This is a genomic window from Nonomuraea sp. IBHARD001, from assembly GCF_056106265.1.
In genome coordinates, this window is record NZ_JBWBBW010000002.1 from 7,004,332 (window position 1) to 7,026,845 (window position 22,514).

The 22,514-nt window shown below is 69.4% G+C and carries 16 protein-coding genes; 11 read left to right on the forward strand and 5 right to left on the reverse strand.

Translation table 11 applies throughout. The annotated features are described in order from the left end of the window. Positions 1–208: 208 nt before the first annotated feature. The 5 genes from ACTWNK_RS33485 to ACTWNK_RS33505 all read left to right on the forward strand — a co-directional run bounded on the left by ACTWNK_RS33485 (position 209) and on the right by ACTWNK_RS33505 (position 5,398). Positions 209–511, forward strand: a complete 303-nt coding sequence (locus tag ACTWNK_RS33485) for a LysM peptidoglycan-binding domain-containing protein (RefSeq protein ID WP_474308914.1) — start codon at positions 209–211, stop codon at positions 509–511. A 502-nt stretch (positions 512–1,013) separates the two neighbouring features. Further along, complete coding sequence (gene nrdR, locus ACTWNK_RS33490; protein ID WP_474311059.1) at positions 1,014–1,484, forward strand: transcriptional regulator NrdR; 471 nt, start codon at positions 1,014–1,016, stop codon at positions 1,482–1,484. Positions 1,485–1,577: 93 nt separating this feature from the next. After that, positions 1,578–4,409, forward strand: a complete 2,832-nt coding sequence (locus tag ACTWNK_RS33495; RefSeq protein WP_474308915.1) for a vitamin B12-dependent ribonucleotide reductase — start codon at positions 1,578–1,580, stop codon at positions 4,407–4,409. A 150-nt stretch (positions 4,410–4,559) separates the two neighbouring features. Continuing rightward, positions 4,560–4,976, forward strand: a complete 417-nt coding sequence (locus tag ACTWNK_RS33500; RefSeq protein ID WP_474308916.1) for a prevent-host-death protein — start codon at positions 4,560–4,562, stop codon at positions 4,974–4,976. Continuing rightward, a complete protein-coding gene (locus ACTWNK_RS33505) occupies positions 4,973–5,398 on the forward strand; it encodes a cytotoxic translational repressor of toxin-antitoxin stability system (RefSeq protein ID WP_474308917.1) in 426 nt (141 codons plus the stop codon). Before ACTWNK_RS33500 ends, ACTWNK_RS33505 begins: the two co-directional genes overlap by 4 nt. 53 nt (positions 5,399–5,451) lie before the next feature. Here ACTWNK_RS33505 and ACTWNK_RS33510 read toward each other — a convergent pair whose 3' ends face one another. Further along, positions 5,452–8,613 carry a S41 family peptidase gene (locus tag ACTWNK_RS33510; RefSeq protein WP_474308918.1) on the reverse strand — a complete coding sequence of 1,054 codons (3,162 nt, stop codon included), beginning with the start codon at positions 8,611–8,613 and terminating at the stop codon, positions 5,452–5,454. Between the two features lie 84 nt (positions 8,614–8,697). Here ACTWNK_RS33510 and ACTWNK_RS33515 point away from each other — a divergent pair, with 84 nt between their 5' ends. Further along, a complete protein-coding gene (locus tag ACTWNK_RS33515; protein ID WP_474308919.1) occupies positions 8,698–9,252 on the forward strand; it encodes an N-acetyltransferase family protein in 555 nt (184 codons plus the stop codon). Between the two features lie 52 nt (positions 9,253–9,304). Then, positions 9,305–10,591: a hypothetical protein gene (locus ACTWNK_RS33520; protein ID WP_474308920.1), complete on the forward strand. Its 1,287-nt coding sequence runs from the start codon at positions 9,305–9,307 to the stop codon at positions 10,589–10,591. Between the two features lie 69 nt (positions 10,592–10,660). Here ACTWNK_RS33520 and leuS read toward each other — a convergent pair whose 3' ends face one another. Then, entirely contained in the window at positions 10,661–13,111 is a 2,451-nt protein-coding gene (gene leuS, locus ACTWNK_RS33525) for a leucine--tRNA ligase (RefSeq protein WP_474308921.1), read from the reverse strand. 460 nt (positions 13,112–13,571) lie between these two features. On the opposite strand from leuS, the gene ACTWNK_RS33530 reads away from it, so the two are divergent. After that, positions 13,572–15,455 (forward strand): hypothetical protein, encoded by a 1,884-nt coding sequence (locus tag ACTWNK_RS33530; RefSeq protein WP_474308922.1) that lies wholly within the window; start codon positions 13,572–13,574, stop codon positions 15,453–15,455. On the opposite strand, the gene ACTWNK_RS33535 is transcribed toward ACTWNK_RS33530, so the two are convergent. Then, the gene (locus ACTWNK_RS33535; RefSeq protein ID WP_474308923.1) at positions 15,433–16,308 is read right to left on the reverse strand and encodes an NmrA/HSCARG family protein; all 876 of its coding nucleotides are present in this window, start codon (positions 16,306–16,308) and stop codon (positions 15,433–15,435) included. The genes ACTWNK_RS33530 and ACTWNK_RS33535 overlap by 23 nt on opposite strands. A 54-nt stretch (positions 16,309–16,362) precedes the next feature. On the opposite strand from ACTWNK_RS33535, the gene ACTWNK_RS33540 reads away from it, so the two are divergent. Continuing rightward, positions 16,363–16,929 (forward strand): TetR/AcrR family transcriptional regulator, encoded by a 567-nt coding sequence (locus ACTWNK_RS33540; protein ID WP_474308924.1) that lies wholly within the window; start codon positions 16,363–16,365, stop codon positions 16,927–16,929. Positions 16,930–16,953: 24 nt separating this feature from the next. On the opposite strand, the gene ACTWNK_RS33545 is transcribed toward ACTWNK_RS33540, so the two are convergent. Beyond that, positions 16,954–18,126 (reverse strand): cytochrome P450, encoded by a 1,173-nt coding sequence (locus ACTWNK_RS33545; RefSeq protein WP_474311061.1) that lies wholly within the window; start codon positions 18,124–18,126, stop codon positions 16,954–16,956. 138 nt (positions 18,127–18,264) lie between these two features. Further along, positions 18,265–19,125 carry an alpha/beta fold hydrolase gene (locus tag ACTWNK_RS33550; protein WP_474308925.1) on the reverse strand — a complete coding sequence of 287 codons (861 nt, stop codon included), beginning with the start codon at positions 19,123–19,125 and terminating at the stop codon, positions 18,265–18,267. A gap of 458 nt (positions 19,126–19,583) precedes the next feature. Here ACTWNK_RS33550 and ACTWNK_RS33555 point away from each other — a divergent pair, with 458 nt between their 5' ends. After that, a complete protein-coding gene (locus ACTWNK_RS33555) occupies positions 19,584–21,119 on the forward strand; it encodes a long-chain-fatty-acid--CoA ligase (protein ID WP_474308926.1) in 1,536 nt (511 codons plus the stop codon). A 189-nt stretch (positions 21,120–21,308) separates the two neighbouring features. Next, on the forward strand, positions 21,309–22,511 hold the full coding sequence (locus tag ACTWNK_RS33560; protein ID WP_474308927.1) for a class I SAM-dependent methyltransferase: 1,203 nt from the start codon (positions 21,309–21,311) through the stop codon (positions 22,509–22,511). Positions 22,512–22,514 lie beyond the last annotated feature (3 nt).

Here is a 22,514-nt window from a genome sequence, read left to right on the forward strand (position 1 = left end):
CGTCCGCCCCACGGAAGGGCCGTGGCTCACCCCAGGTGACAGGCCGAACCACCGCACATCGGCCGACCACGGCAACCAGGGGCGCCGCCCGTCCGCCAAGCGCACAAGCACCGCCAAACGCGTCAGGCCGACCGAAGGCGCACGGCTGCTCAGAGCCGACGGAGACGGAAACGGGGCAGCGGCACGACCGAAGCGACGGCGTCCGCCGATGCGGCTGACCAGGCGGGGGCGGGTCGTGCTGGTGTTCGTGCTGGCCGTGTTCTGCCTGGGGCTGTTCTGGCTCGGCACCAGGGCCATGAGCCTGGCCGCCGAGCAGGGGCCGCCCAGCCATGAGGGCCTGCCCTGGATCGTCGTCGACACGGGCGACACCATCTGGAAGATCGCCGACGCCTTGGACCCTGGCGGCGACCCGGGTCCCGTCGTGAACGAGATCATGCGCATCAACGGGCTGTCCGACTCCCTCATCCGGCCCGGATCCCGCCTCTACCTCCCGAACGCCGTAACTCCCTGAGAAGTCTTGAGAAGTCTTGAGAAGCACCGCCACTCCTTGAGCAGCACGGCACAGGAGGGCATGGCCCTCCCCCACAAGCATGCGGGAAGCGGCGCGAAACCCAGCCACACCCCCACCGCCACACGGGATGACCCCCCACCCCCGAAGCGTTGTACCCAGTACCCCCCACCCCCGGCCTTGACCAAAGCCCGACCACTCCTAGCCCCCTCCCAGGAAGCGGAAATCACGAGACCGGTGGGAAAGTTGGGGCGACACGCCGTACCCCCCGTTCTGATCAGCCACTTCCCCGCGACCCTCCGCTTCAACTTGCGTTCATGGTCGGCGGCTTCTACGGTTGGACCACAACATCTAGTAGTTACACCGATGTAGTTCACCACAACTTGTGTTTCCGTGACCGCACCCAGGGTGACCGTGGGGCGTGCGCGAGCATCCCCGAGAGGGCGTTCGCCGCAGGCGGATGCGGGCAGACACGGTGGGCTGCGGGTTCGAGGAGGCGACACGCGTGCACTGTCCGTTCTGTCGTCATCCGGACACGCGGGTCATCGACAGCCGCTCCACCGAGGACGGCGCGGCCATCAGGCGCAGGCGCACGTGCCCGGAGTGCGGGCGACGGTTCACCACGCAGGAGACCGTTCTCCTCATGGTGAGCAAACGCAGTGGGGTGACGGAGGCGTTCTCCAGGGACAAGGTCGTCGCGGGAGTACGCAGGGCGTGCCAGGGCAGGCCGGTGAGCGAGGATTCGCTCGCCCAGCTCGGGCAGCGGGTCGAAGAGAGCATCAGGGCGACGGGCTCGGCCGAGATCCCCTCCAACGAGGTGGGGCTGGCCATTCTGGGTCCGCTGCGCGATCTGGACGAAGTGGCCTATTTGAGGTTCGCCTCGGTCTATCGGGGATTCGAGAGCCTGGCCGACTTCGAGGCGGAGATCGAGCAGCTACGCGCCGACAAGGACGACAAGAACGCGGACAAAGCCTGAGCCATCACGGCACAGCGGGCAGGCCCGGTCGGGCGGGGCCACAGGAACGGTAATACGGCGGGGCTCAGGCGGAGCCCCTAGGAGGGGGAAGTCATGACGGAGACGATCAGCGGCGCAGTGACACGTGGGGGGAAGCGGCCGCGCAAGGGGCTGAAGATGAAGCGCATCTTCACCAAGCCCGGTGTGCACCCCTACGACGAGATCACGTGGGAGCGCCGCGACGTCGTCATGACCAACTGGCGCGACGGTTCGATCAACTTCGAGCAGCGCGGTGTCGAGTTCCCCGACTTCTGGTCGGTCAACGCGGCCAACATCGTGACGACGAAGTACTTCCGCGGCGCCGTGGGCACCCCCCAGCGTGAGTGGAGCCTCAAGCAGCTGGTCGACCGCGTCGTCGGCGTCTACACCAGGACCGCCATCGCCGAGGGGTACTTCGCCGGTGACGAGGACGCCGAGATCTTCGACCACGAGCTGAAGCACGCCCTGGTCAACCAGGTCTTCGCCTTCAACTCGCCGGTCTGGTTCAATGTCGGCACCGCCTCGCCGCAGCAGGTCAGCGCCTGTTTCATCCTCGCCGTCGACGACACCATGGAGTCGATCCTCGACTGGTACAAGGAAGAGGGTGTGATCTTCAAGGGCGGCTCCGGCTCCGGCGTGAACCTCTCGCGCATCCGCTCCTCCAAGGAACTCCTCTCCAGCGGCGGTACGGCGAGCGGCCCGGTCAGCTTCATGCGCGGCGCCGACGCCTCGGCGGGCACCATCAAGTCGGGCGGCGCGACCCGCAGGGCGGCCAAGATGGTCGTGCTCGACGTCGACCACCCCGACATCGAGGAGTTCATCGAGACCAAGGCCCGCGAGGAGGACAAGGTCCGCGCACTGCGCGACGCCGGGTTCGACATGGACCTCGGCGGCAAGGACATCGTCTCGGTCCAGTACCAGAACGCCAACAACTCCGTCCGCGTCTCCGACGAGTTCATGCGCGCGGTCGAGGGCGGCCAGCCGTTCGGCCTGCGCGGCCGTCTGACCGGCGAGGTCATCGAGGAGGTCGACGCCAAGTCGCTCTTCCGCAAGATGGCCAAGGCGGCCTGGGAGTGCGCCGACCCCGGCGTGCAGTACGACGACACGATCAACGACTGGCACACGAGCCCCGAGACCGGCCGTATCACCGCGTCGAACCCGTGCTCGGAGTACCTCCACCTGGACAACTCCTCCTGCAACCTGGCCAGCATCAACCTGATGAAGTTCCTGAAGGACGACAACTCCTTCGACATCGCCAACTTCGTCAAGATGACCGAGCTGATCATCACTGCGATGGACGCGTCGATCACGTTCGCCGACTTCCCGACCGAGAAGATCGGCGAGACGACCCGCGCGTACCGTCAGCTCGGCATCGGGTACGCCAACCTGGGCGCGCTGCTCATGGCGACGGGCCACGCCTACGACTCCGACGGCGGCCGTGCCATCGCCGGTGCGATCACCTCGCTGATGACCGGCGCCTCCTACCGTCGCAGCGCCGAGCTGGCCGCGGTCGTCGGCCCCTACGACGGCTACGCCCGCAACGCCGACGCCCACAAGCGCGTCATGCGCAAGCACGCCGGGGCCAACGACGGCATGCGCACGGTCGGCACGATGGACGACAAGATCCACGCCGAGGCGTCGCGCCAGTGGTCGGAGTGCCTCAAGCTCGGCGAGAAGAACGGCTACCGCAACGCCCAGGCGTCGCTGCTGGCCCCGACCGGCACCATCGGCCTGATGATGGACTGCGACACCACCGGCATCGAGCCCGACCTGGCGCTGGTGAAGTTCAAGAAGCTGGTCGGCGGCGGTTCGATGCAGATCGTCAACCAGACCATCCCGCGTGCGCTGCGGCAGCTCGGCTACCAGCAGGAGCAGATCGAGGCCATCGTCGAGTACATCGGCGAGCACGCCCACGTCGTCGACGCCCCCGGTCTCAAGCGCGACCACTACGAGGTGTTCGACTGCGCGATGGGTGAGCGTGCGATCGCCCCCATGGGCCATGTCCGTATGATGGCCGCCGCCCAGCCGTTCCTGTCCGGCGCGATCTCCAAGACCGTCAACCTGCCCGAGTCGGCCACGATCGACGACATCGAGCAGGTCTACATGGAGGGCTGGAAGCTCGGCCTGAAGGCGCTCGCGGTCTACCGCGACAACTGCAAGGTCGGCCAGCCGCTGTCGGTCGCGAGCAAGAAGCCCGCCGCCGAGGAGGCCGAGGCGAGCGCCGCACCGGTCGCCGAGCCCGAGGTCAGGGTCATCGAGGTGGCACGCCCGACCCGCCGCCGCATGCCCAACCAGCGCCCCAGTACGACCACCCGCTTCTCGGTCGGCGGCGCCAAGGGCTACATGACCGCCTCGTCCTACCCTGACGACGGCCTCGGCGAGGTCTTCCTCAAGATGTCCAAGCAGGGCTCGACGCTGGCCGGTGTCATGGACGCCTTCTCGGTGGCGATCTCGATCGGCCTGCAGTACGGCGTGCCGCTCGAGACGTACATGAGCAAGTTCGTCAACATGCGCTTCGAGCCGGCCGGTATGACCGACGACCCCGACGTGCGTATGGCGACCTCGGTCATGGACTACATCTTCCGTCGCCTTGCCCTCGACCACCTGCCCTACGACGAGCGCGCCGCCCTCGGCATCTTCTCGGCCACCGAGCGCGCCGCCCAGCAGCGCGGCGAGGACCCGGCCCCCATCGTCGACCGCGAGGCCCTGGCCCAGTCCGCCCCCATCGAGCCCGGCCCGCGCCCCGAGCCGGTCCCGGTGGCCGAGCCCAAGCCCCGCACGTCCCTGGAATCCCACCAGGGCCGCACGGCCGACGCCCCCCTGTGCATGACCTGCGGCACCAAGATGCGCCCGGCAGGCAGCTGCTACGTCTGCGAAGGCTGCGGCTCCACCAGCGGATGCAGCTAGCAAGGTATTTCCGAAGCGAACAGGCAGGGAGCCGGTGTCCACCGGCTCCCTGCCTGTTTGTCCGGACAGCATCTCAGAAAGTACGTCACGTACTTGACGTACTTGGATGTCGATGGCAGGGTGAGGGATACGTCTTACGGAGGTCTCGCCATGAGCACTGTCCACTTCGACAGCTACACAGCAGCCCGCACACACTTCAAGGCACTCCTTGACGCAGCCGAGAAGGGGCGCGTCGCCACCGTGCGCCGCGACTCGGCCGTGACGGCGCTCGTGGATGTCGAGCGGCTGCGACACTATCTCGCTGCGGTCACTCCGTCTCGCGCCCAGGTCGTTCCGGAGGCGGGTGGTTGGTCGATCTTCATTCCCGGCCTGCCGGTCGCCGCCGACGGCGCCACTTTCGACCAGGCCGTCAGCGAGATGATCGAAGCTCTACGTGAGTACGCGGAGGACTGGCAGGATCATCTTCTCGACGTCCCCAACCACCGCGAGAACTGGGGAGTGGTGCAGTTGATCAGTCTCAGTGACGACAAGCAGATGCGGGAATGGCTGGTGGGGACAGCCAAGTGAATTGGCCCCAGCCCACACGTGACCACCACGACTCCTTCTGCCGGTGCGAAGGCTGGCACCTGGTGCGCAACGCGCGGGGAGGCACGGGCACACACCACGTCACCTACGAGCTGCATCTGTTCGACGGCAGGGTGTTGAGGACCAGGATCTCGCGTCCGGTCGATCGCAGCGCGTACGGCCCGAGTATCTGGAGCCATATCCTCCGTGACCAGCTCCAGGTCGACGAGACGGCCTTCGGGGCGTGTGTCCTGGACGGGGTGAAACCTGATCGCGGCGTGCCGGAGCCGCCGTCCGAGGCGCTGCCCGCCGATGTCGTCCATCTGCTGATCTCGCGGGTCGGCCTCACCGAGGCCGAGGTCGCGGGCATGAGCAAGGAGGAGGCCATCGCCAGGCTCCACAAGCACTGGACCGAAGGCCCCTGACTGATCGTGTGGCTCGGGTGGCGCACCCCCCGGGCCACACGATCAAAGCGGCCTCACCCCAGTGCAGGTGGCTCCGGGGCCTCGGCGGCTGGGGATTCGGTCAAGGCGGTGAGGGCGAGTTCCACGGCCTTGGCCAGTTGGGGGTCGCGGCCGGCTACGCGGTCCTGGGGGGTGGTGACGACCTCGATGTCGGGGTCGACGCCGTAGTTCTCCACGCCCCAGCCGGGGCCCTCCAGCCAGAAGGAGTAGCGGGGCTGGGTCACCACGGTGCCGTCGACCAGGGCGTAGCGGCTGTCGATGCCGATGACGCCGCCCCAGGTGCGGGTGCCCACGAGGGTGCCGAGGCCGCGCGACTTGAAGACCGCGCTGACGATGTCGCCGTCGGAACCGGCGAACTCGTCGGCGACGGCCACGATCGGGCCGCGGGGCGAGTCGGTGGGGTAGCGGCGCGGGCGGTAGCCCCTGGAGACGTCCCACCCGGCGATCTTGCGGGCCAGCTTCTCGATGACCAGCTCGGAGGTGTGCCCGCCGCCGTTCTCGCGCACGTCGACGACCAGCCCCTCGTACCCCATCTCGACCCGCAGATCGCGATGGAACTGGGCCCAGCCGTTGGCCACCATGTCCGGCACGTGCAGGTACCCGAGCCGCCCGCCGGACAGCTCCCTGACGACGGCCCTGCGCCCTTCGACCCACGCGTGGTAGCGCAGAGGCGTCTCGTCGGCGAGCGGCCTGACGACCACGCGCCTGGTCTCACCGCCGGAGGCCGGCCGTACGGTCAGCTCGACCGCCTGCTCGGCCGTACCCGCCAGCAGGGCGAGCGGGCCGCGCACCGGGTCGACGGGGCGCCCGCCGACGGCGACGACGGCGTCCCCCTCGCGTACGGCGACGCCGGGTGCCAGCAGCGGGGAGCGTGCGGCGTGGTCGGAGGACTCGCCGGGCAGGATGCGCGAGACGCGCCAGACGTCGCCCTCGCGCACGAGGTCGGCGCCGAGCAGGCCCTGACGGCGTTTGGGGTCGACGGCGGTGCCGTTGGCCCGTGCGTAGGCGTGTGAGGTGGCGAGCTCGCCCTGCACCTCCCACAGCAGGTCGATGAGCTCGGAGTAGGCGCCGATCCGTGCGACCAGCGGCCGGTAGCGGTCGAGTGCGGCCTGCCAGTCGACGCCGTTCATGTCCTCGCGCCAGAAGTGGTCGCGCATCAGGCGTCCGGCCTCGTCGAAGCCCTGACGCCATTCGGCGACGGGGTCGACGGTGAATCTGACCCGGTCCAGGTCGATGCCCACCACGTCGTCGCCTTCGCCCGAGCCGCGCGTCTGCAGGCTGCCCTTGCTGGCCAGCACCAGGCGTGAGCCGTCGCCGCTGACCTCGAACGAGCTCTGCTCCCTGCCGATCTCGGCGCAGGAGCGCTTCTTCAGGTCGTAGCGTTCGAGGACGGTCTCGCCCGAGGCGTCGCTGCCGTCGCCGAGCTCCCCGGCCAGCGGGTACCTCAGCCACAGCAGCGCGTCCTTGGCCGTGCGCAGGTTGCCGTACCTGGCGGCGGGCACCGGCACGGGCACGACCCTGGAGGCCAGCCCTTCGGGGTCCACCTCGGTGCGCGGCGCCGCGTCCTTCTTCTCCTCGCCCTGCGCCTGTCCGGCGGGCTGCTCGTCGTCGGCGCCGAAGCCCCTGCCCAGCAGGCTGGGGTCGAACGGCGACGGCGTGCTCGCCTGCAACGGCACGATGTACGGCCGGCACCCAGCGGGGAAGGACAGGTCGAAGACGTGCGCGTCGTACACGGGATCGAACGTCCTGATCGACAGGAAGGCCAGATGCCTGCCGTCCTGGGTGAAGGCCGGTTCGTAGTCGGCGAAGCGCAACGGCGTCACATCGAGCGTGGAGGTGCCGTCGACCCGGCCCATCCTGATCTGCTGCAGCGGCGAAGGCCCGGGATGCGCCCAGGCCAGCCAGGCGGAGTCGGGCGAGAACACCGGGTCCTTGATGTCGCCGTCGAGCGTCCTGTCGATCTCGCGCAGCGCGCCGGACTCGACGTCGACGACGACGAGCCTGCCGTCGTGGCTGGTCAGCGCGACGTGCTTGCCGTCGGGTGAGGCGGTCAGGTCGAGTACCCTGCCGATCTCGCCCGCCGCCAGGGTGCGGATCTCGCCGCCCGGCCTGCCGATCTCCAGGGCGTCCTCGCCGGTGGCGTCGCTGACCCAGACGGCGCGGGAGTCGCCTTCGGCGCCGAGCACGCGGGGCAGTCTGACCCGGACGCCCGGCTCGACGCGCAGGGCTCCGGCGGGGCCGTCGCGGTGGGTGACCCAGTGCGCGGTGCCCCTGATCTCCACGACGCTGGCCCGGCCGCTCCGGTCGGGTGAGTACCCGCTCGCCCAGGCCGACGCGGGGCGCCTGGCTCTGGCGGGACGGGGGCCGCCGAGTGTGATGTCGAGCTTGCGGGGTTCGGCGTCGAGGGAGTCGAGCAGGTAGAGGTCGCCGCCGTGCGCGTAGACGACGCGTTCGCCGTCGGTGGCGGCGTGCTTGACGTAGAAGCCGTCGGAGGTGGTGTGCCTGCGGCGTTCGGAGCCGTCGGGCCGCGAGCTGTAGAGGTTGCCGACGCCGTCGCTGTCGGCGAGGAAGGCGATGCGCTCGCCGACCCACATGGCGTTCCAGTGCTGGGCGATGTCGTCGGCGAACAGCCGGGTGAACTCACCGGTTCCGTCGGCGTCGATCCAGATCTTGCCCGCCGTACCGCCTCGGTAGCGTTTCCAGTGCGAGGGTTCGCGCCACAGGGCGGACACGGTCACCACGCCGCCGCCGGCCGCGACCTGGGCGTCGCTGACCCTTCCGTACGGCAGGCGGGGGGCGGGGCCGCCGTCCAGGGGCACGGCTCGGGCCCACACGTGGTTGCGGCTGGCCTGTCCGTCGGCGGTGACGGCGATGACGTCCCCGCCGGGCGTCCAGCCGCGCACTCCGGTCATGGGATTGCCCCAGTGCGTGAGCCTGTCGCCTTCGCCGCCGTCGAGGGCGGCGGCGAACACCTCGGGTGCGCCTTCGCGGTGGCTGGTCCAGGCGATGCGGCTGCCGTCGGGGGCGAACCTCGGATGTGAGACGGGCGTCTTGTCGGCGGTGAATCGCCAGGCCCTGCCGCCCGCTGTCGGGGCCAGCCACACGTCGTCGTCGGCGACGAAGGTGACCAGGTCACCGTACAGGTGTGGGAATCTCAGGTATGCGCCAATTGTCACACCTGCACCCTATGACGGGCCATGACAGGCGTGACCTCCGTTCCGCGATCGGCTGATGTCAGGGCCTGTGCCATCCTCGTCGCCATGAACATCACCAAGGGCACGCCCGCCGACGCCGCCAGGGTCGCGGCGCTGCACACGGAGAGCTGGGTGAGCGCCTACGCCGGGATCATGCCCGAGACGTATCTGGACGGGCCGCTGCTGCCCGAGCGCACGGCGTTGTGGCAGGCCAGGCTGGAGGCCGCCGCCTGGGAGCTCAGCGAGCCGTGCCTGCTGACCGCCGACGACGAGCACGGCGCACTGCTCGGCTTCTGCTACCTCCTCCCCCAGCCCGACGGCCGCGTCCTGCTCGACAACCTGCACGTACGGCCTGCGCTCAAACGGTCGGGCGTGGGCACGGCGCTGATCGGCGCGGCGGCCTCTTGGGTGTGCTCGGCCCATCCCGGTGCGGCGATGTACCTGGAGGTGCTCAAGGCCAACGAGGCGGCGATCGCCTTCTACGCCAGGCTCGGGGCCGTGCCGTGCGGTGAGTTCGTCGAGGAGTTCCCGCAGGGTTTCTCGCTTCCGGTCATGGAGTACGTCTGGCCGGGCGCGTCCGTAATCTCACTGTGCGTTGACCGCTCGGAGCTGTCCGCATAGCTTCGCTGGGCACGTTCCAAACGATCTGCCACCCCCTCCGAAAGGCAGTCCGATGAGCGACCACCCCCACGACCATCCGGGCGACAAGCGCAAGGCGGACGACCAGGACATCAACACCGGTCCGACGAAGAAGGCCAAGACGGTCATCGTCATCGAGGACAGCGAAGAGAGCGACGAAAGCGACAACGAGGAGCAGGAGACCAAGAAGCGCAAGCGGGAGCCCGAGCCCGCGGTCGAGCGCAAGAAGCCGAAGAACACCACGACGACGTCGGAGAAGGAGAAGGAAAAGGCGGACGACTCCGCGTCGGCCGACGACCTGCCCGTCGTCCTGCTGGGCGCGAGCGGCGTGCAGCCCCTGCACGGCAACGACGACATGCTCGCCCAGGTGCTGCTGCAGATCTGCCAGAACCCGATCTTCGCCGACCTGCTCACCGAGGTGGCCGCCAACGCCCCCGAGCACTGGGGTCAGCTGATCGCCGCACAGCTGCAGCTCGCCACCGAGGAGCAGCCGCTGACCACGTCCGTGCTCACCCTGCTGGCCCCGGTCGTCGGGCCCGATGTGGCGATCGTGGTCATCGACAGGGACGGCACCGACCTGCCCGACCTGACCGAGGACGACATCGTCGTGGGCGACGAGGTCGACCACGCGCCCGAGCGCGACGTCGCGGCGGCGAGCTACAACTCCATCGTGCACACCGTCGACGTCGGGGTGATCTTCGACATCGACCCCGCCTACGCCGAATCGGCCGACGGCTACTGGATCTACTTCAGGCGCGTGCTGTTCGAGCTCTGCAACGCCTCGCAACGCAAGCTGTTCCAGCTCATCCGGACGACGGCCGAGAGCGGCGGCCTCGACTGCGTCAGCTACGTGCTGGCGATGGAGTGCGCCGAGGCGCTGAGCATCACGATGTACGACAAGCTGTGGAGCGCGCTGTCGACGGACCAGGCCTGCCTGACCGTCATCCTGCCGGGCTCGACCAAGGCCACCGTACTGAAGAAGGCCCCGGCCTGGACCTTCGACAAGAACGCCTCCAGCGCGGCCCTCGTCGTGCGCGCCGTCGAGGCCGGGCACTGCCTGCGCTACGTGGTGGAGTGGAAGATGCTGTGCTCGGTGGCCTACGGCAAGAAGAACGCGGCGACGTTCAAGACCTTCTGCGCCTGGTCGCTGCGCAAGGGCGCCGCGCCCGGCATCGACCACGCCCACGTGCTGGACACGCTGTTCGGCCTCACGGTGGGCACCAAGGAGATCAAGGCCGTGACGGCCTACGTCCTGGCCAAGTACGACGACGAGGACGCCGCCACCTCCGAGGAGGACGACGGCACCTACAAGCCGGACTAGACCAAGAAGCGGAGGTAGCCGGGCCCGCGCCCCCGCCCCTGCTGAAGGGCGGGGGCGCGCGCCGGTCGGCTACGGGACGATGTTGACCAGCTTCGGCGCCCGCGCGATGACCTTGCGCGGCTCGCCGTCGAGGAACGAACGCACCTTCTCCGAGGCCAGCGCCAGCGCCGCCAGCTCCTCGTCGGTGATCTCGGGCGAGACCTCGAGGCGGTCGCGCACCTTGCCCGCGACCTGGACCACGGCGGTCACCGAGTCCTGCACCAGCAGCTCGGGGTCGGCCGTCGGCCAGTTGCCGATCGCCACCGAACCGGTGCGCCCGAGCCGCTCCCAGCCCTCCTCGGCGGTGTAGGGCGCCACCAGCGACAGCATGACGGCCAGCGCCTCGGCCGCCTCGCGGACCGCGGGGTCGGCCGCGCCGGGGCCCGAGTCGATCGCCTTGCGCGCCGCCGACGTGAGCTCGTGGATACGCGCGATGGCGACATTGAACCGGTAGGACTCGACCAGCTTGGTGACCTCGTCGATCGTGCGATGCGTGACCTTGCGCAGGTCGCGGTCGCCGCCCTCGAACGCCACGCCCGGCTCGCTGGCCACCTCGGTGATCACGCGGAACACCCTGGCCAGGAACTTCTGCGAGGCGGCGGGCGAGACGTCGGCCCAGTCGATGTCGTCCTCGGGCGGACCGGCGAACAGCATCGTCAGCCTGACGGCGTCGACGCCGAAGTCGTCGATCTGCTGCCCCAGGTCGACGCCGTTGCCCAGCGACTTCGACATCGCCTTGCCGCCGTTGATCACCTGGCCCTGGTTGAGCAGGCGCAGGAACGGCTCGGAGAAGTCCAGCATGCCCATGTCGTGCAGGACCTTGGTGAAGAAGCGCGAGTAGAGCAGGTGCAGCACCGCGTGCTCGTTGCCGCCGACGTACTGGTCGATGGGGCCCCACTCGCGCACCTTGGCCTGGTCGAACGGCCCGTCGGTGTAGTGCGGGTCGACATAGCGCAGGTAGTACCAGGAGGAGTCGACGAAGGTGTCCATCGTGTCGGTGTCGCGCCTGGCCGCGCCGCCGCACTTGGGGCAGGCGACGTTGACCCAGTCGGCGGCGCTACCGAGCGGCGAGACGCCCTTGGGCGACAGGGCCTCGCCGCGCAGGTCGGGCAGGGTGACCGGGAGCTGCTCGTCGGGGACGGGCACCTCGCCGCAGTCGGGGCAGTGGATGATCGGGATCGGCGTGCCCCAGTAGCGCTGCCTGGACAGCAGCCAGTCGCGCAGCCTGAAGTTGACCGCGCCGACGCCGTTGCCGTCGACCTCGAGCAGCTCGATGATCTTGGCGATGGCGGCGGCCTTGGTCAGGCCGTCGAGCGGGCCGGAGTTGACCATGGCGCCCTCGCCGGTGGTGGCGACGCCGGTCTCGCCCGGGTCGGCCAGGCCGGTGTGCACGACGACCTGCACCGGCAGGCCGAAGGCGCGGGCGAAGTCGAGGTCGCGCTGGTCGTGGGCGGGCACGGCCATGATGGCGCCGTGTCCGTAGTCGGCCAGCACGTAGTCGGCGGCCCAGACCGGCAGGCGCTCGCCGTTGACCGGGTTGACGGCATAGCGGCCGAGGAAGACGCCGGTCTTGGCCTTCTCGGTCGACAGGCGCTCGATGTCGCTGAGCCTGGCGACCTCGGCGCGGTAGGCCTCGAACTTCTCGCGCTGCTCGGGCGCGCAGATCTCCTCGGCCAGCGCCGCGTCGACCGCCACCACGAAGAAGGTCGCGCCGAACAGGGTGTCCGGGCGGGTGGTGTAGACGGTGACGGGCTCGTCGCGGCCCTCGATACGGAAGCGCACGTCGGCGCCGGTCGAGCGGCCGATCCAGTTGCGCTGCATGGTCAGCACGCGGTCGGGCCAGCCGCCCTCCAGCTGCGCCATGTCGTCGAGCAGCCTGTCGGCATAGTCGGTGATCTTGAAATACCACTGCGTGAGCTCACGCCGTACGACGTCGGCGCCGCAGCGCTCGCACTTGCCCGCGACGACCTGCTCGTTGGCCAGCACGGTCTGGTCGTTGGGACACCAGTTGACCAGGCCGCCCTTGCGGTAGGCCAGGCCTCGCTCGAAGAAGCGGGTGAACAGCCACTGGTTCCAGCGGTAGTACTCCGGGTCGCTGGTGTGCAGGCGGCGCGACCAGTCGAAGGAGATCGCGTAGCGCCTGAAGGAGTTGGCCTGCGTCTCGATGTTGGCGTAGGTCCACTCGGCGGGGTGGGCGTTGCGCTTGATAGCGGCGTTCTCGGCGGGCAGGCCGAAGGAGTCCCAGCCGATCGGGTGCAGGACGTTGTAGCCCTTCTGGAACCAGTAGCGCGCCACGACGTCGCCGATGGCGAAGACCTCGCCGTGCCCCATGTGAAGGTCGCCCGAAGGGTAGGGGAACATGTCGAGCATGTAGCGCCGCTCGCGGGGGTCGGCGGCGTCCTCGCTGGCCCGGAACGGGTCCTGCTCCTCCCATCGCTGCTGCCACTTGGCCTGCAGCGCCTGCGGATCGTACTCACTCACGGCGGATTCCCTTTGATTGATCTGGCATGACCCATAAAGAAACCCCCCGTTCGCACGAGGGGTAGCCGCGGCGGCGGAGCACTCAGCTCTATGACCGCCGCGGCCCGCTAAGCAGCAGGGTCGCGGAACGCATAGGTCAAGCCTAGCGCACCTCTTCACGGGAAACCCGATGCGCGAGCATCCTGCGGGGGCACAATGGACGCTGGCCTACTCGCGATATCCGATGGTGATAGATCCGTTGTGACCTCTTATGTCCCTTTAGTTTACTCTCGTCGCCGTGGCGCATTCTCCTGAGCCTGGACGCGAGGAGATCGGTCTGCCGATGCAGGATCCGCCGACCGATCCCACTGGCCTGCACATTCGCGAAGCCTTGTCGCGTTTTGCTGCGGAGGCCCCCGGCGCGCATGAGATCATGCCCAACGCGTCCATAGCGGACATCAACCCGGGAGGTACGGCGGACATGACATCGGAGCCTCAGGAGGTGCCCACGTCCTGGCCCGAGTCGCCCTCCTGGTCCGACTCCTCCCGTCAGGACGTCTGGGGAGCTCCTCCGCGTCCGGCCCCGGGTGCGTGGGTCGAGCCGCAGCACGACCCGTCGGCGCCCTCGTGGCCCGAGCCCACCCCGCCGCCCGCACCCGCCTGGCAGGAGCCGCAGCAGCAGACCGGCTGGAACGACAGGCCACAGCAGCCCATGATGCAGCCGCCCCTCGCACAGGGACCGCCGCAGGGCCACGGCCAGTCCGCCTGGAACGAGGCCCCACGCCAGCCGTGGAACGACGCCCCCGCCCAGCCCCCCGGGCCCGAGCCGCAGCACCAGCCCGCCTGGTCGGAGCAGCCCACCACATGGAACGCCGTTCCGCCGAGCTGGCACGAGGCTCCGGCCCCGCGCAACGAGCCGCCGCAGGTCGAGGCGCTGCCCGCCTGGGCCGCCGCGACCGCCGTACCTCCCGGCACACCCGCCTGGCCCGCCGACCCGCTCACCGGCCCGCTCGGCAGCGCGCCGCTCGTGCCCGCCGAGCCGTTCCCCGGCGGGCCCCACGGCATGCCCGCCTTCGACCCGCTCACCGGTCCGTTGCCCCCGCAGCAGCAGCCGGGCACCGCGCCCTCGTGGCCGTCGCCCGCCGCGGCCGACCAGACCGTGACGTACGGCGCGGCGCAGCAGCACCAGCAGCAGCAACAACAACCGCAGCAGCACGGCCTGGCCCCGCAGCCCGCCATGGGCTCCGACTACGGGCCCCAGCAGGGGTTCGGCCCTTCGATGCCGGGCGGTCCTCTCCCCCAGGGCGACCCGCCGCCGCCCAACGGCTTCCTGCCGCCTTCCGCCGCCCAGACCGGCTACGCACCGGCGCCCGGCGCACCTGGCGGGCTTCCACAAGGCCCTCAGGGACCTCAGGGACCTCAGGGACCCATGGGCGGGCCGCAGGGCCTGGAGCACGGCCGGCCCGGCTCGGACCTGAGCCGTGACCCCGCCGACCCCGATCGCCCATTCGTCACGGCCGGGCAGATCAGCGGATCGCGTACCCCTCCCCCCGAGCGCCAGCAGGAGCTCTGGAACACCGTTTTCGGCGACAACTACCAGGCCATCGGCGAGGAGGACGACGACTACGACGAGGGCGGCAAGCCGGTCTGGGTGTTCGCACTCGCGGGGTCGGTCGCGGTCGCGCTGATCGCCGTCCTGCTGTGGGCCTTCCTCGCCGGACCGCTGGCCGCCGCCGAGGGCGAGAGCGGCACGCCGACGAGCGAGCCGACGGCCGCCGCCAGCAAGCCGGCCGCCACCAAGCCCAGGCCGCTGGGCAGGCTGCCCAAGTACCCGGGCCAGGCCTCGGCCGTGACCGGCACCCTCACCGACGACACCGCGGGCATCACCGTGCCCAAGCTCGGCGGCGACTGGCAGCTCGACCTGCGCCAGACGGTGAAGGCCACCTTCGGCTTCTCCACCCGCCAGTACGTGCCCGCGGCCGCCGACACCTCGGGCAACCCCAGGTTCGCCCAGCTGATGACCGGCCCGCTGTCGCCGAAGTACGCCAAGTTCTACACCTCGCCGGAGAACCTGGAGCCGGTCATCAAGGCCGTCGTGGTCGGCGCGCGCAAGAGGCTCTTCGCCGAGGGCAACACGATCCGCAAGAGCGCGGCCCAGACGCTCAACGTCGACGGCCTGCCCGCCCAGCTGATCGCCTACGAGGTGACCGAGGGCACGGCCAAGACGACCGTGGTCGCCGCCGCGGTGAGCACGGGCGCCGACCTGCCCGCGATCGTCTACATGTCGGTGCCGGGCGACAAGAAGGACCTGCTGCCCGACCTCAACACGGTGTTCAAGCAGATCAAGCTGACCAGCCCGGCCTGAGCACCCGCTCCCAGTCGACCTGACGCGCCCACTGCTCGAAGGAGTGCCAGTCCACCTCCGGGTAGTCGGCGCGCAGGGCCGCCCGGTCGACGAACTCGGTGTTGCGGTCGAACGCCTGGAACATGTCGGCGATGTCGGCACCCGCCCAGTGCCTGATCTGCTCATCGGGGATGACCTCGTACGGGATGTCCCTGCCGAGCACCGAGCCGAGCACCCGGGCCGCCTCCTCACCGGTGACGGTGTCGGAGGCCAGGTCGATCCTCCTTCCGGCCAGCCGGTCCGGTCGTTCGACGGCGAGTACGGCCATGGCGGCGATGTCGCGCACGGCGACCTGGTCGAGCCGGGTACGCGGTGCGAGGGGCATCGCGAGCACGCCGGTGTCCAGCCGGGTGAAGCCGGTGTTGAGCACGTTGTCCATGAAGTAGACGGGCCCGAGCACCGTCCAGCCGATGCCCGCCTCCCGCAGCCTCGCCTCGACCACGCGCTTGCCGTCGACGTGCTCGGCCACGCCCTGTTCGACGCCGCGTACGGAGGAGAAGACCAGGTGCGCGCCCGCCGACCGTGCGGCCTCGACGAGTGCGGCGCCCTGGGCGATCTCCTCGGCGGCTCCGCCGTCGCCGAACGGCACGGTGAGGCCGAACACCGCGTCGACGCCCGCCGCGGCCTTGGCGAGCGTCTCGGCGTCGGCCAGGTCGCCCTGCGCGAGGCTCGCCCCCTTCGCCTTCAGGGCCTGCGCGGCCGGTGAATCGGGTGTGCGTACATAGGCGAGCACCTCGTGCCCGCGTGTCAGCAGCAGGGAGGCGACGGCGCCTCCCTGGTTGCCCGTCGCTCCCGCGACCAGAACTCTGCTCACGACTCGCTCCTCCGCCTAGTTATCAATCATTTAGTTGATTGATATCATGGAACCATGGCGACACAGCAAGAGCGGGCCGAGCAGACCCGTGAGCGCATCCTCAAGGCCGCGGTCGAGGAGTTCGGCGCGAAGGGCTACTCAGGGGCGCGCACGGCCTCGATCGCGGCACGCGCCGGGGTCAACCAACAGCTCATCTCCTACCATTTCGGCGGCAAGCAGGGCCTGCTCGACGAGTTGCGCCGCCGCTGGGCCGAGGCGTCGGCCACCAGGGCGACGCCCGGCGCCACGTTCTCCGAGTCGTTCGCCACCCATCTGGCCGCCACGCTGGAGCGGCCCGACTGGGCCCGACTGGTCATCTGGCACGCGCTCGGCGACAACCCCGGCGAACGCCCCGCGCCACCCGAGGTCAGCCCAGCGATCGAGCGCATGCGGGCCAGGCAGCGCGACGGTGAGATCACCGACCGGGTCGACCCGGAGTTCGCCGTCCTGCTGGCCTATGTGCTGTCGTTCGCACCGCTCGCGCTGCCGCAGCACGTGGCGGCGATCCTCGGGCTCGACCCGCTCTCCCCCGAGTACCGCGAGCGCGTGCACGACCAGCTCATGCGCCTGCTGACGCCTTGAGGCCCGCCGGCATCCGCGAGGCTGTCAGAACGTGCAGTGCATGTGCTTGATGCCGTTGATGAAGCTGGAGTGCAGCCGGTCAGGCTCGCCCACCGAGCGGATCTCGGGCACCCGGCGCAGCAACTCCTTGAACAGCACCGAGATCTCCCTGCGCGCCAGATGCGCCCCCAGGCAGAAGTGCGGCCCCGGCCCGCCGAACCCGACATGCGGATTGGCCGCACGCATGATGTCGAACCGGTACGGCTCGGCGAAGACGGCCTCGTCGCGGTTGGCCGCCCAGTAGTAGAGCAGGACCTTGTCGCCCTCCTTGTAGTCCATGCCGTTCATCGTGTGGTCGCGGGTGAGCGTGCGGCGCATCCAGGCGACGGGCGAGCTGAGCCTGACGATCTCCTCGACGGCGCCGGGCATCCGGCCCTCCAGGTCGGCCAGCAGCAGGGCGCGCTGGTCCGGATGGCCGGTCAGCAGGTGCAGGCCGTGCGAGATCGCGTTGCGCGTGGTCTCGTTCCCGGCGACCACCAGCAGGATGAAGAACGAGCCGAGCTCCTGCGGGGTGAGCTTCTCGCCGTCCAGGTTGGCACTGCTGAGCGCGCCGATGAGCCCTTCGTCCGACTCGCGTGACAGCGAGATGACCAGTTCCTGCAGCCGCTGGCCGGCCGTCAGCAGCAGGGTGGCGATGTCGGAGCCGTCGCCGACGAACTCGGGGTCGCCGCCCGCCAGGATGATGTTGGAGGCGTCGAAGACCGTGCGGTAGTGCTTCTCCGGAATGCCCATCATGTCGCAGATGATCTTCAGGGGCAGCCGGGCCGCCACCTCGGTGACGAAGTCGCACGGCCCTGCGGCGATCAGCCTGTCCACGACGGCCGACGCCTCGACCCGGACGTCCTGCTCGAACTTCTCGATCATGCGTGGGGTGAACGCCCTGGACACGATCCTGCGCAGTCTGGCGTGCCGGGGGTCGTCCATATTGATCATCGAGCCGAAGTACTCGTTGAACTCGGCCGGGAGGTCGTGGATGGAGGTCGAGCTCTTGCCCGAGCAGAACACCTCGGGATTGCGGCTGGCCGCCACCACGTCGGCATGCCGTACCAGGGCGTAGTAGCCCGGGCCTGGAAGCGCCCAGCTGATCTCGCCCTCGGGGAAGCGCACGGGGCGGGGCTGGGCGCGTAGCGTGGCGAAGGCCGCCTCGCGCTCGGCCATCGGGCGGCCCCAGAAGGCGAAGTCCGACAGGTTGATGTCCGACAGCTTGATGTGCGCCTGCTTGACGTCCGTCTGCTTGCTGTCCGTCTGTGGAACCGGCACGGCGGCCTCCAGTAGAACCGGGTTCGGTTCACCAGACTAGGGTGCCGAGCCGATCCAGTCGAGGACGAGGTCGTTCACCTCACGCGGGCGCTCCAGGTGCAGGAAATGACCCGCGTCGGCGACCAGTTCGACCCTGGAGCCTTCCGGCAGGTGGGTGATGGCGTCCTTGACCAGGTGGGCGCCGAGACAGCCGTCGTTCTGGCCGTGCAGGTAGAGGACGGGCCCGCCGCCCGGCCCGGTCGCGGCCTGCTCGGCGGCGAACCTGCCGCTGTGCACACCCGGGTCGAGCATCGCACGGTAGTAGCCGATGGCCGCCGCCAGGTTCGCGGGGTCGCCGATCGCACGCCTGGCCAGCTCGACGTCCTCGGTGGCGTCGTAGCCCGGCGACCAGTCGCGCCACAGCCCTTCGAGGAACCCCGTTGCCGATGCCGCGCTCTCGGCCAGCCCCGTCTGGAAGAGGAAGACATAGAACGAACGCTTGAGCTGCTCGTAGTCGAGGAAGGCGTTGAGCACCGCGCCGATCGGCGGCACCGCCATCGCCACCGCCCTGCGCCAGCGCTCGGGCGCGAACGCCGTGGCCCCGTAGACGGCGGAGGCGCCCCAGTCGTGGCCGATGAGCACGGCGTCACCGTCGCCGCCGAGCTCCTCGTGCAACGCGACGGCGTCCGCGACGAGCGCACCGCTCTCGTACTCGCCCCTGCCCGGGATCTCGGTCGGCGCGTAGCCGCGCATGAACGGCGCGACGGCACGGTACCCGCGCTCGGCCAGTTCCGGCATCATGTGCCGCCAGGTGTGCGCGGAGTCAGGGAAACCGTGCAGGCACAGCGCCAGCGGGCCCTCCCCCAGCGTCAGACAGGCGAACTCGACACCATTGGCGTGAACGGTCCTGATCTCCATGGGCCGCAACCTAGGCGATACCGGCACTATGGCGCCAGAGGTCAATATACGTAGCGAAGACGCTCCATACCGTTGACATCCCCACACATACCCCGACCTGCACAAACCACCCTGCGAAAGCGGTCTGCGGCCCTCTTCTCGCCGACTCCTGGATATGAGGACCTCCTGGACACGACGGCGTAGCGACGGAGAGCTCGTCCATCGCATCGGCCATCGCGGTTTCCACCGCCCGGGGAGGGGCGGCCGAGAGCCTGGCCGCCAGCACACCTCCCACGCCCGAAGATCGAAATGTCACGTTCCACACCCCTTCCACAGTGGACGTAACCTGGTGATTGCTTGGCCGCTTCGAGTGCCTCGTGTCGTCCATATGCATCTGTAACCTTTGTTACCTACCGGTTGGTATGGCGGTCCTGGAAGGATGCAGGCGCGAAGCCGTACAGAGAAGGAAGGCGCGATCCATGCTCAATCTGTCGATCGTTCTTGAGGACAGCGCCAGGGAGACCCCTGACGGCACAGCCATCGTCTTCGGTGACATGCGCTTGCCGTACTCCATGGTCGACGCCGTGGCGAACCAGGTGGCGAACCTGCTGGTCTCGCGTGGCATCGGCAAGGGGGACAAGGTCGCACTGGCCTGCCCGAATCTGCCTTACTTCCCGTTCGTGTACTTCGGCATCCTCAAGACGGGGGCCACGGTCGTACCGCTCAACGTGCTGCTGCAGTCGCGCGAGATCGCCTACCACCTGGAGGACAGCGAGGCCAAGGCGCTGTTCTGTTTCGAGGGCACGCCGGACCTGCCGCTCGGCGAGCGCGGCCGGGCGGGGTTCGAGGCGTCGTCGGTCACCGAGCACTTCTTCGTGCTGCCCGCGACCGCACTGGCCACCGAGTCGGAGTACGGCGAGTCGATCTGGGCGGCGCTGGGCGGCCAGCCGGGCGAGTTCGCGACCGCGCAGACCTCGCCCGACGACACCGCGGTGATCCTCTACACCTCCGGCACCACGGGCCAGCCCAAGGGCGCCGAGCTCAGCCACCAGAACATGCTGCTCAACGCCATGGTCAGCGACGAGATGTTCCCGCGCGGCGCGGACGGCGACTCCTACCTCGCCGTGCTGCCGCTGTTCCACTCCTTCGGCCAGACAGTGATCATGAATGCGGGCTTCCGGCGCCGGGCCGCGCTCGTCCTGCTGCCGCGGTTCGAGGCGGGTGACGCGCTCGCGCTCATGCGCAAGGAGAACGTCACACTGTTCGCCGGTGTGCCCACCATGTACTGGGGCATGCTCACCAAGATCCACGCCGATGGCGCCGAGGTGCCCACCTCGCTGCGCGTGGCCGTCGCGGGCGGCGCGTCCTCGCCGGTCGAGGTGCTCAAGGACTTCAAGGCGACGTTCGGCCTGGACATCCTGGAGGGCTACGGCCTGTCGGAGACCTCGCCCGTCGCCTCCTTCAACCAGCTCGGCCGCCCGACCAGGGCCGGCACGATCGGCACGCCGATCTGGGGCGTGGAGATGAAGCTGATCGACAACGACTGGAAGACCATCGAGGGCGAAGGCCCCGGCGAGATCGCGGTACGCGGGCACAATGTGATGAAGGGCTACTACAACCGGCCCGAGGCCACCGCCGAGGTCATCCAGGACGGCTGGTTCCGCACCGGCGACATCGCCACGCGTGACGCCGACGGCTACTACTCGATCATCGACCGGGCCAAGGACATGATCATCCGCGGCGGCTTCAACGTCTACCCGCGTGAGCTCGAAGAGGTCCTCATGACCCACGAGGCCGTCTCGCTGGCCGCCGTGGTGGGCGTCCCGCACGACTCGCACGGCGAGGAGGTCAAGGCGTACGTCATCCGCACGCCGGGAAGCGCCGTGACCGAGGAGGAGCTCATCGCCTGGGGCAAGGAGAACATGGCGGGCTACAAGTACCCGCGCATCGTGGAGTTCCGCGACGCCCTGCCGATGACGGCGACCGGCAAGATCCTCAAGCGCGAGCTCCGCTAGGGCCTGACCTGACCATCGGGCGCGTACCGTCACCCTTCGGTACGCGCCCGATGCGTTTTCTCAGGTCAGCACCTTCTTCCGAGCTCGTGGACCACCACGGAACGTCAACCGGGACGGAAGCCTTGACAGGAGTGTCTTCCCTTGGTGGACTTACTTGTAAATGATCATCAGTCCAGCCGGAGGTCTGACATGACCGACCTGTCAGAGCGCCTCAGCAAGCTCTCCCCCCAGCAGCGCACCGCCCTCCTCCAACGCCTCGACCGCTCCCACCTGCGCGAGCCCCTGAAACCACTGGAGTCACGCCAGGCGATGGAGGAGCGGATCGACGAATGGCGTCACGTCTACGAGGACGCCTACCGCAATCTGGCCGACGACGCCGATCCCGCCTTCAACCTGGCCGGATGGGACAGCAGCTACACCGGCCTGCCGATCGACCCCGACCACATGCGGGCCTGGCTGGGCGACACCGTGACGCGCATCGCCGCGCTGCGGCCACGACGTGTACTGGAGATCGGCTGCGGGACCGGCATGATCCTCAGCAGGGTCGCGCCCCTGTGCGAGGCCTACACCGGCACCGACATCTCGGCCGCGGCGCTCGGCCACGCCCGCAGGAGCCTGCCGCCCGGCAGTGCGGTCGAACTGCGGGAGGCGGCGGCGCACGAGAGCCTGCGCGGGGTCGGCGAAGGCTACGACACGGTCGTGGTGAACTCGGTCGTGCAGTACTTCCCCTCGACGGCCTACCTGCTGCACGTGATCGACGCGGCCGTCGAGGCGCTGCCGGACGGCGGCCGGGTCTTCCTCGGCGACCTGCGCAGCAAGCCGTTGCAGGAGCTGTTCCATCTGTCGGTCGAGCTGCACCGGGCCCCGGCGCACCTGCGGATCTCCGACCTGCGCACCCAGGCGGACGAGCGCCGCCGGCGCGACCCTGAGCTCTGCGTCGACCCCGGCCTGTTCGCCACGCTCGTCGAGAGCAGGGCGCGCGTGGCTGGTGTACGGGTGCTGCCCAAGCGAGGGCGTCATGTCAACGAGCTCACCAGGTTCAGGTACGACGTGGTGATCGAGGTCGGACCGGCCACCGAGCCCGAACCCGTCGAGTGGCGGCGCTGGGCCAGCGACCCGCTGGAGCTGGACGGCGAGCGCATCGGCTTCACCGCCGTGCCCAACGCCAGGGTCGCGGGGCTGGCGGCCATGCGCGACATGCTGGAGGAACGCGATCCGGCCTCGACGGCAGGCGAGCTCAGAGCGCTGACCGAAGGGTACGGCGTGCCGGGTGTCGAGCCCGAGGACCTGTGGGCACTGGCGGGCGACGGGCGCTACGACGTCGAGCTGAGCTGGCTGAGCGGGCGTTCCGACGGCGCCTTCGACGTCGTCTTCACACGGATGCCCGGCTGAGCG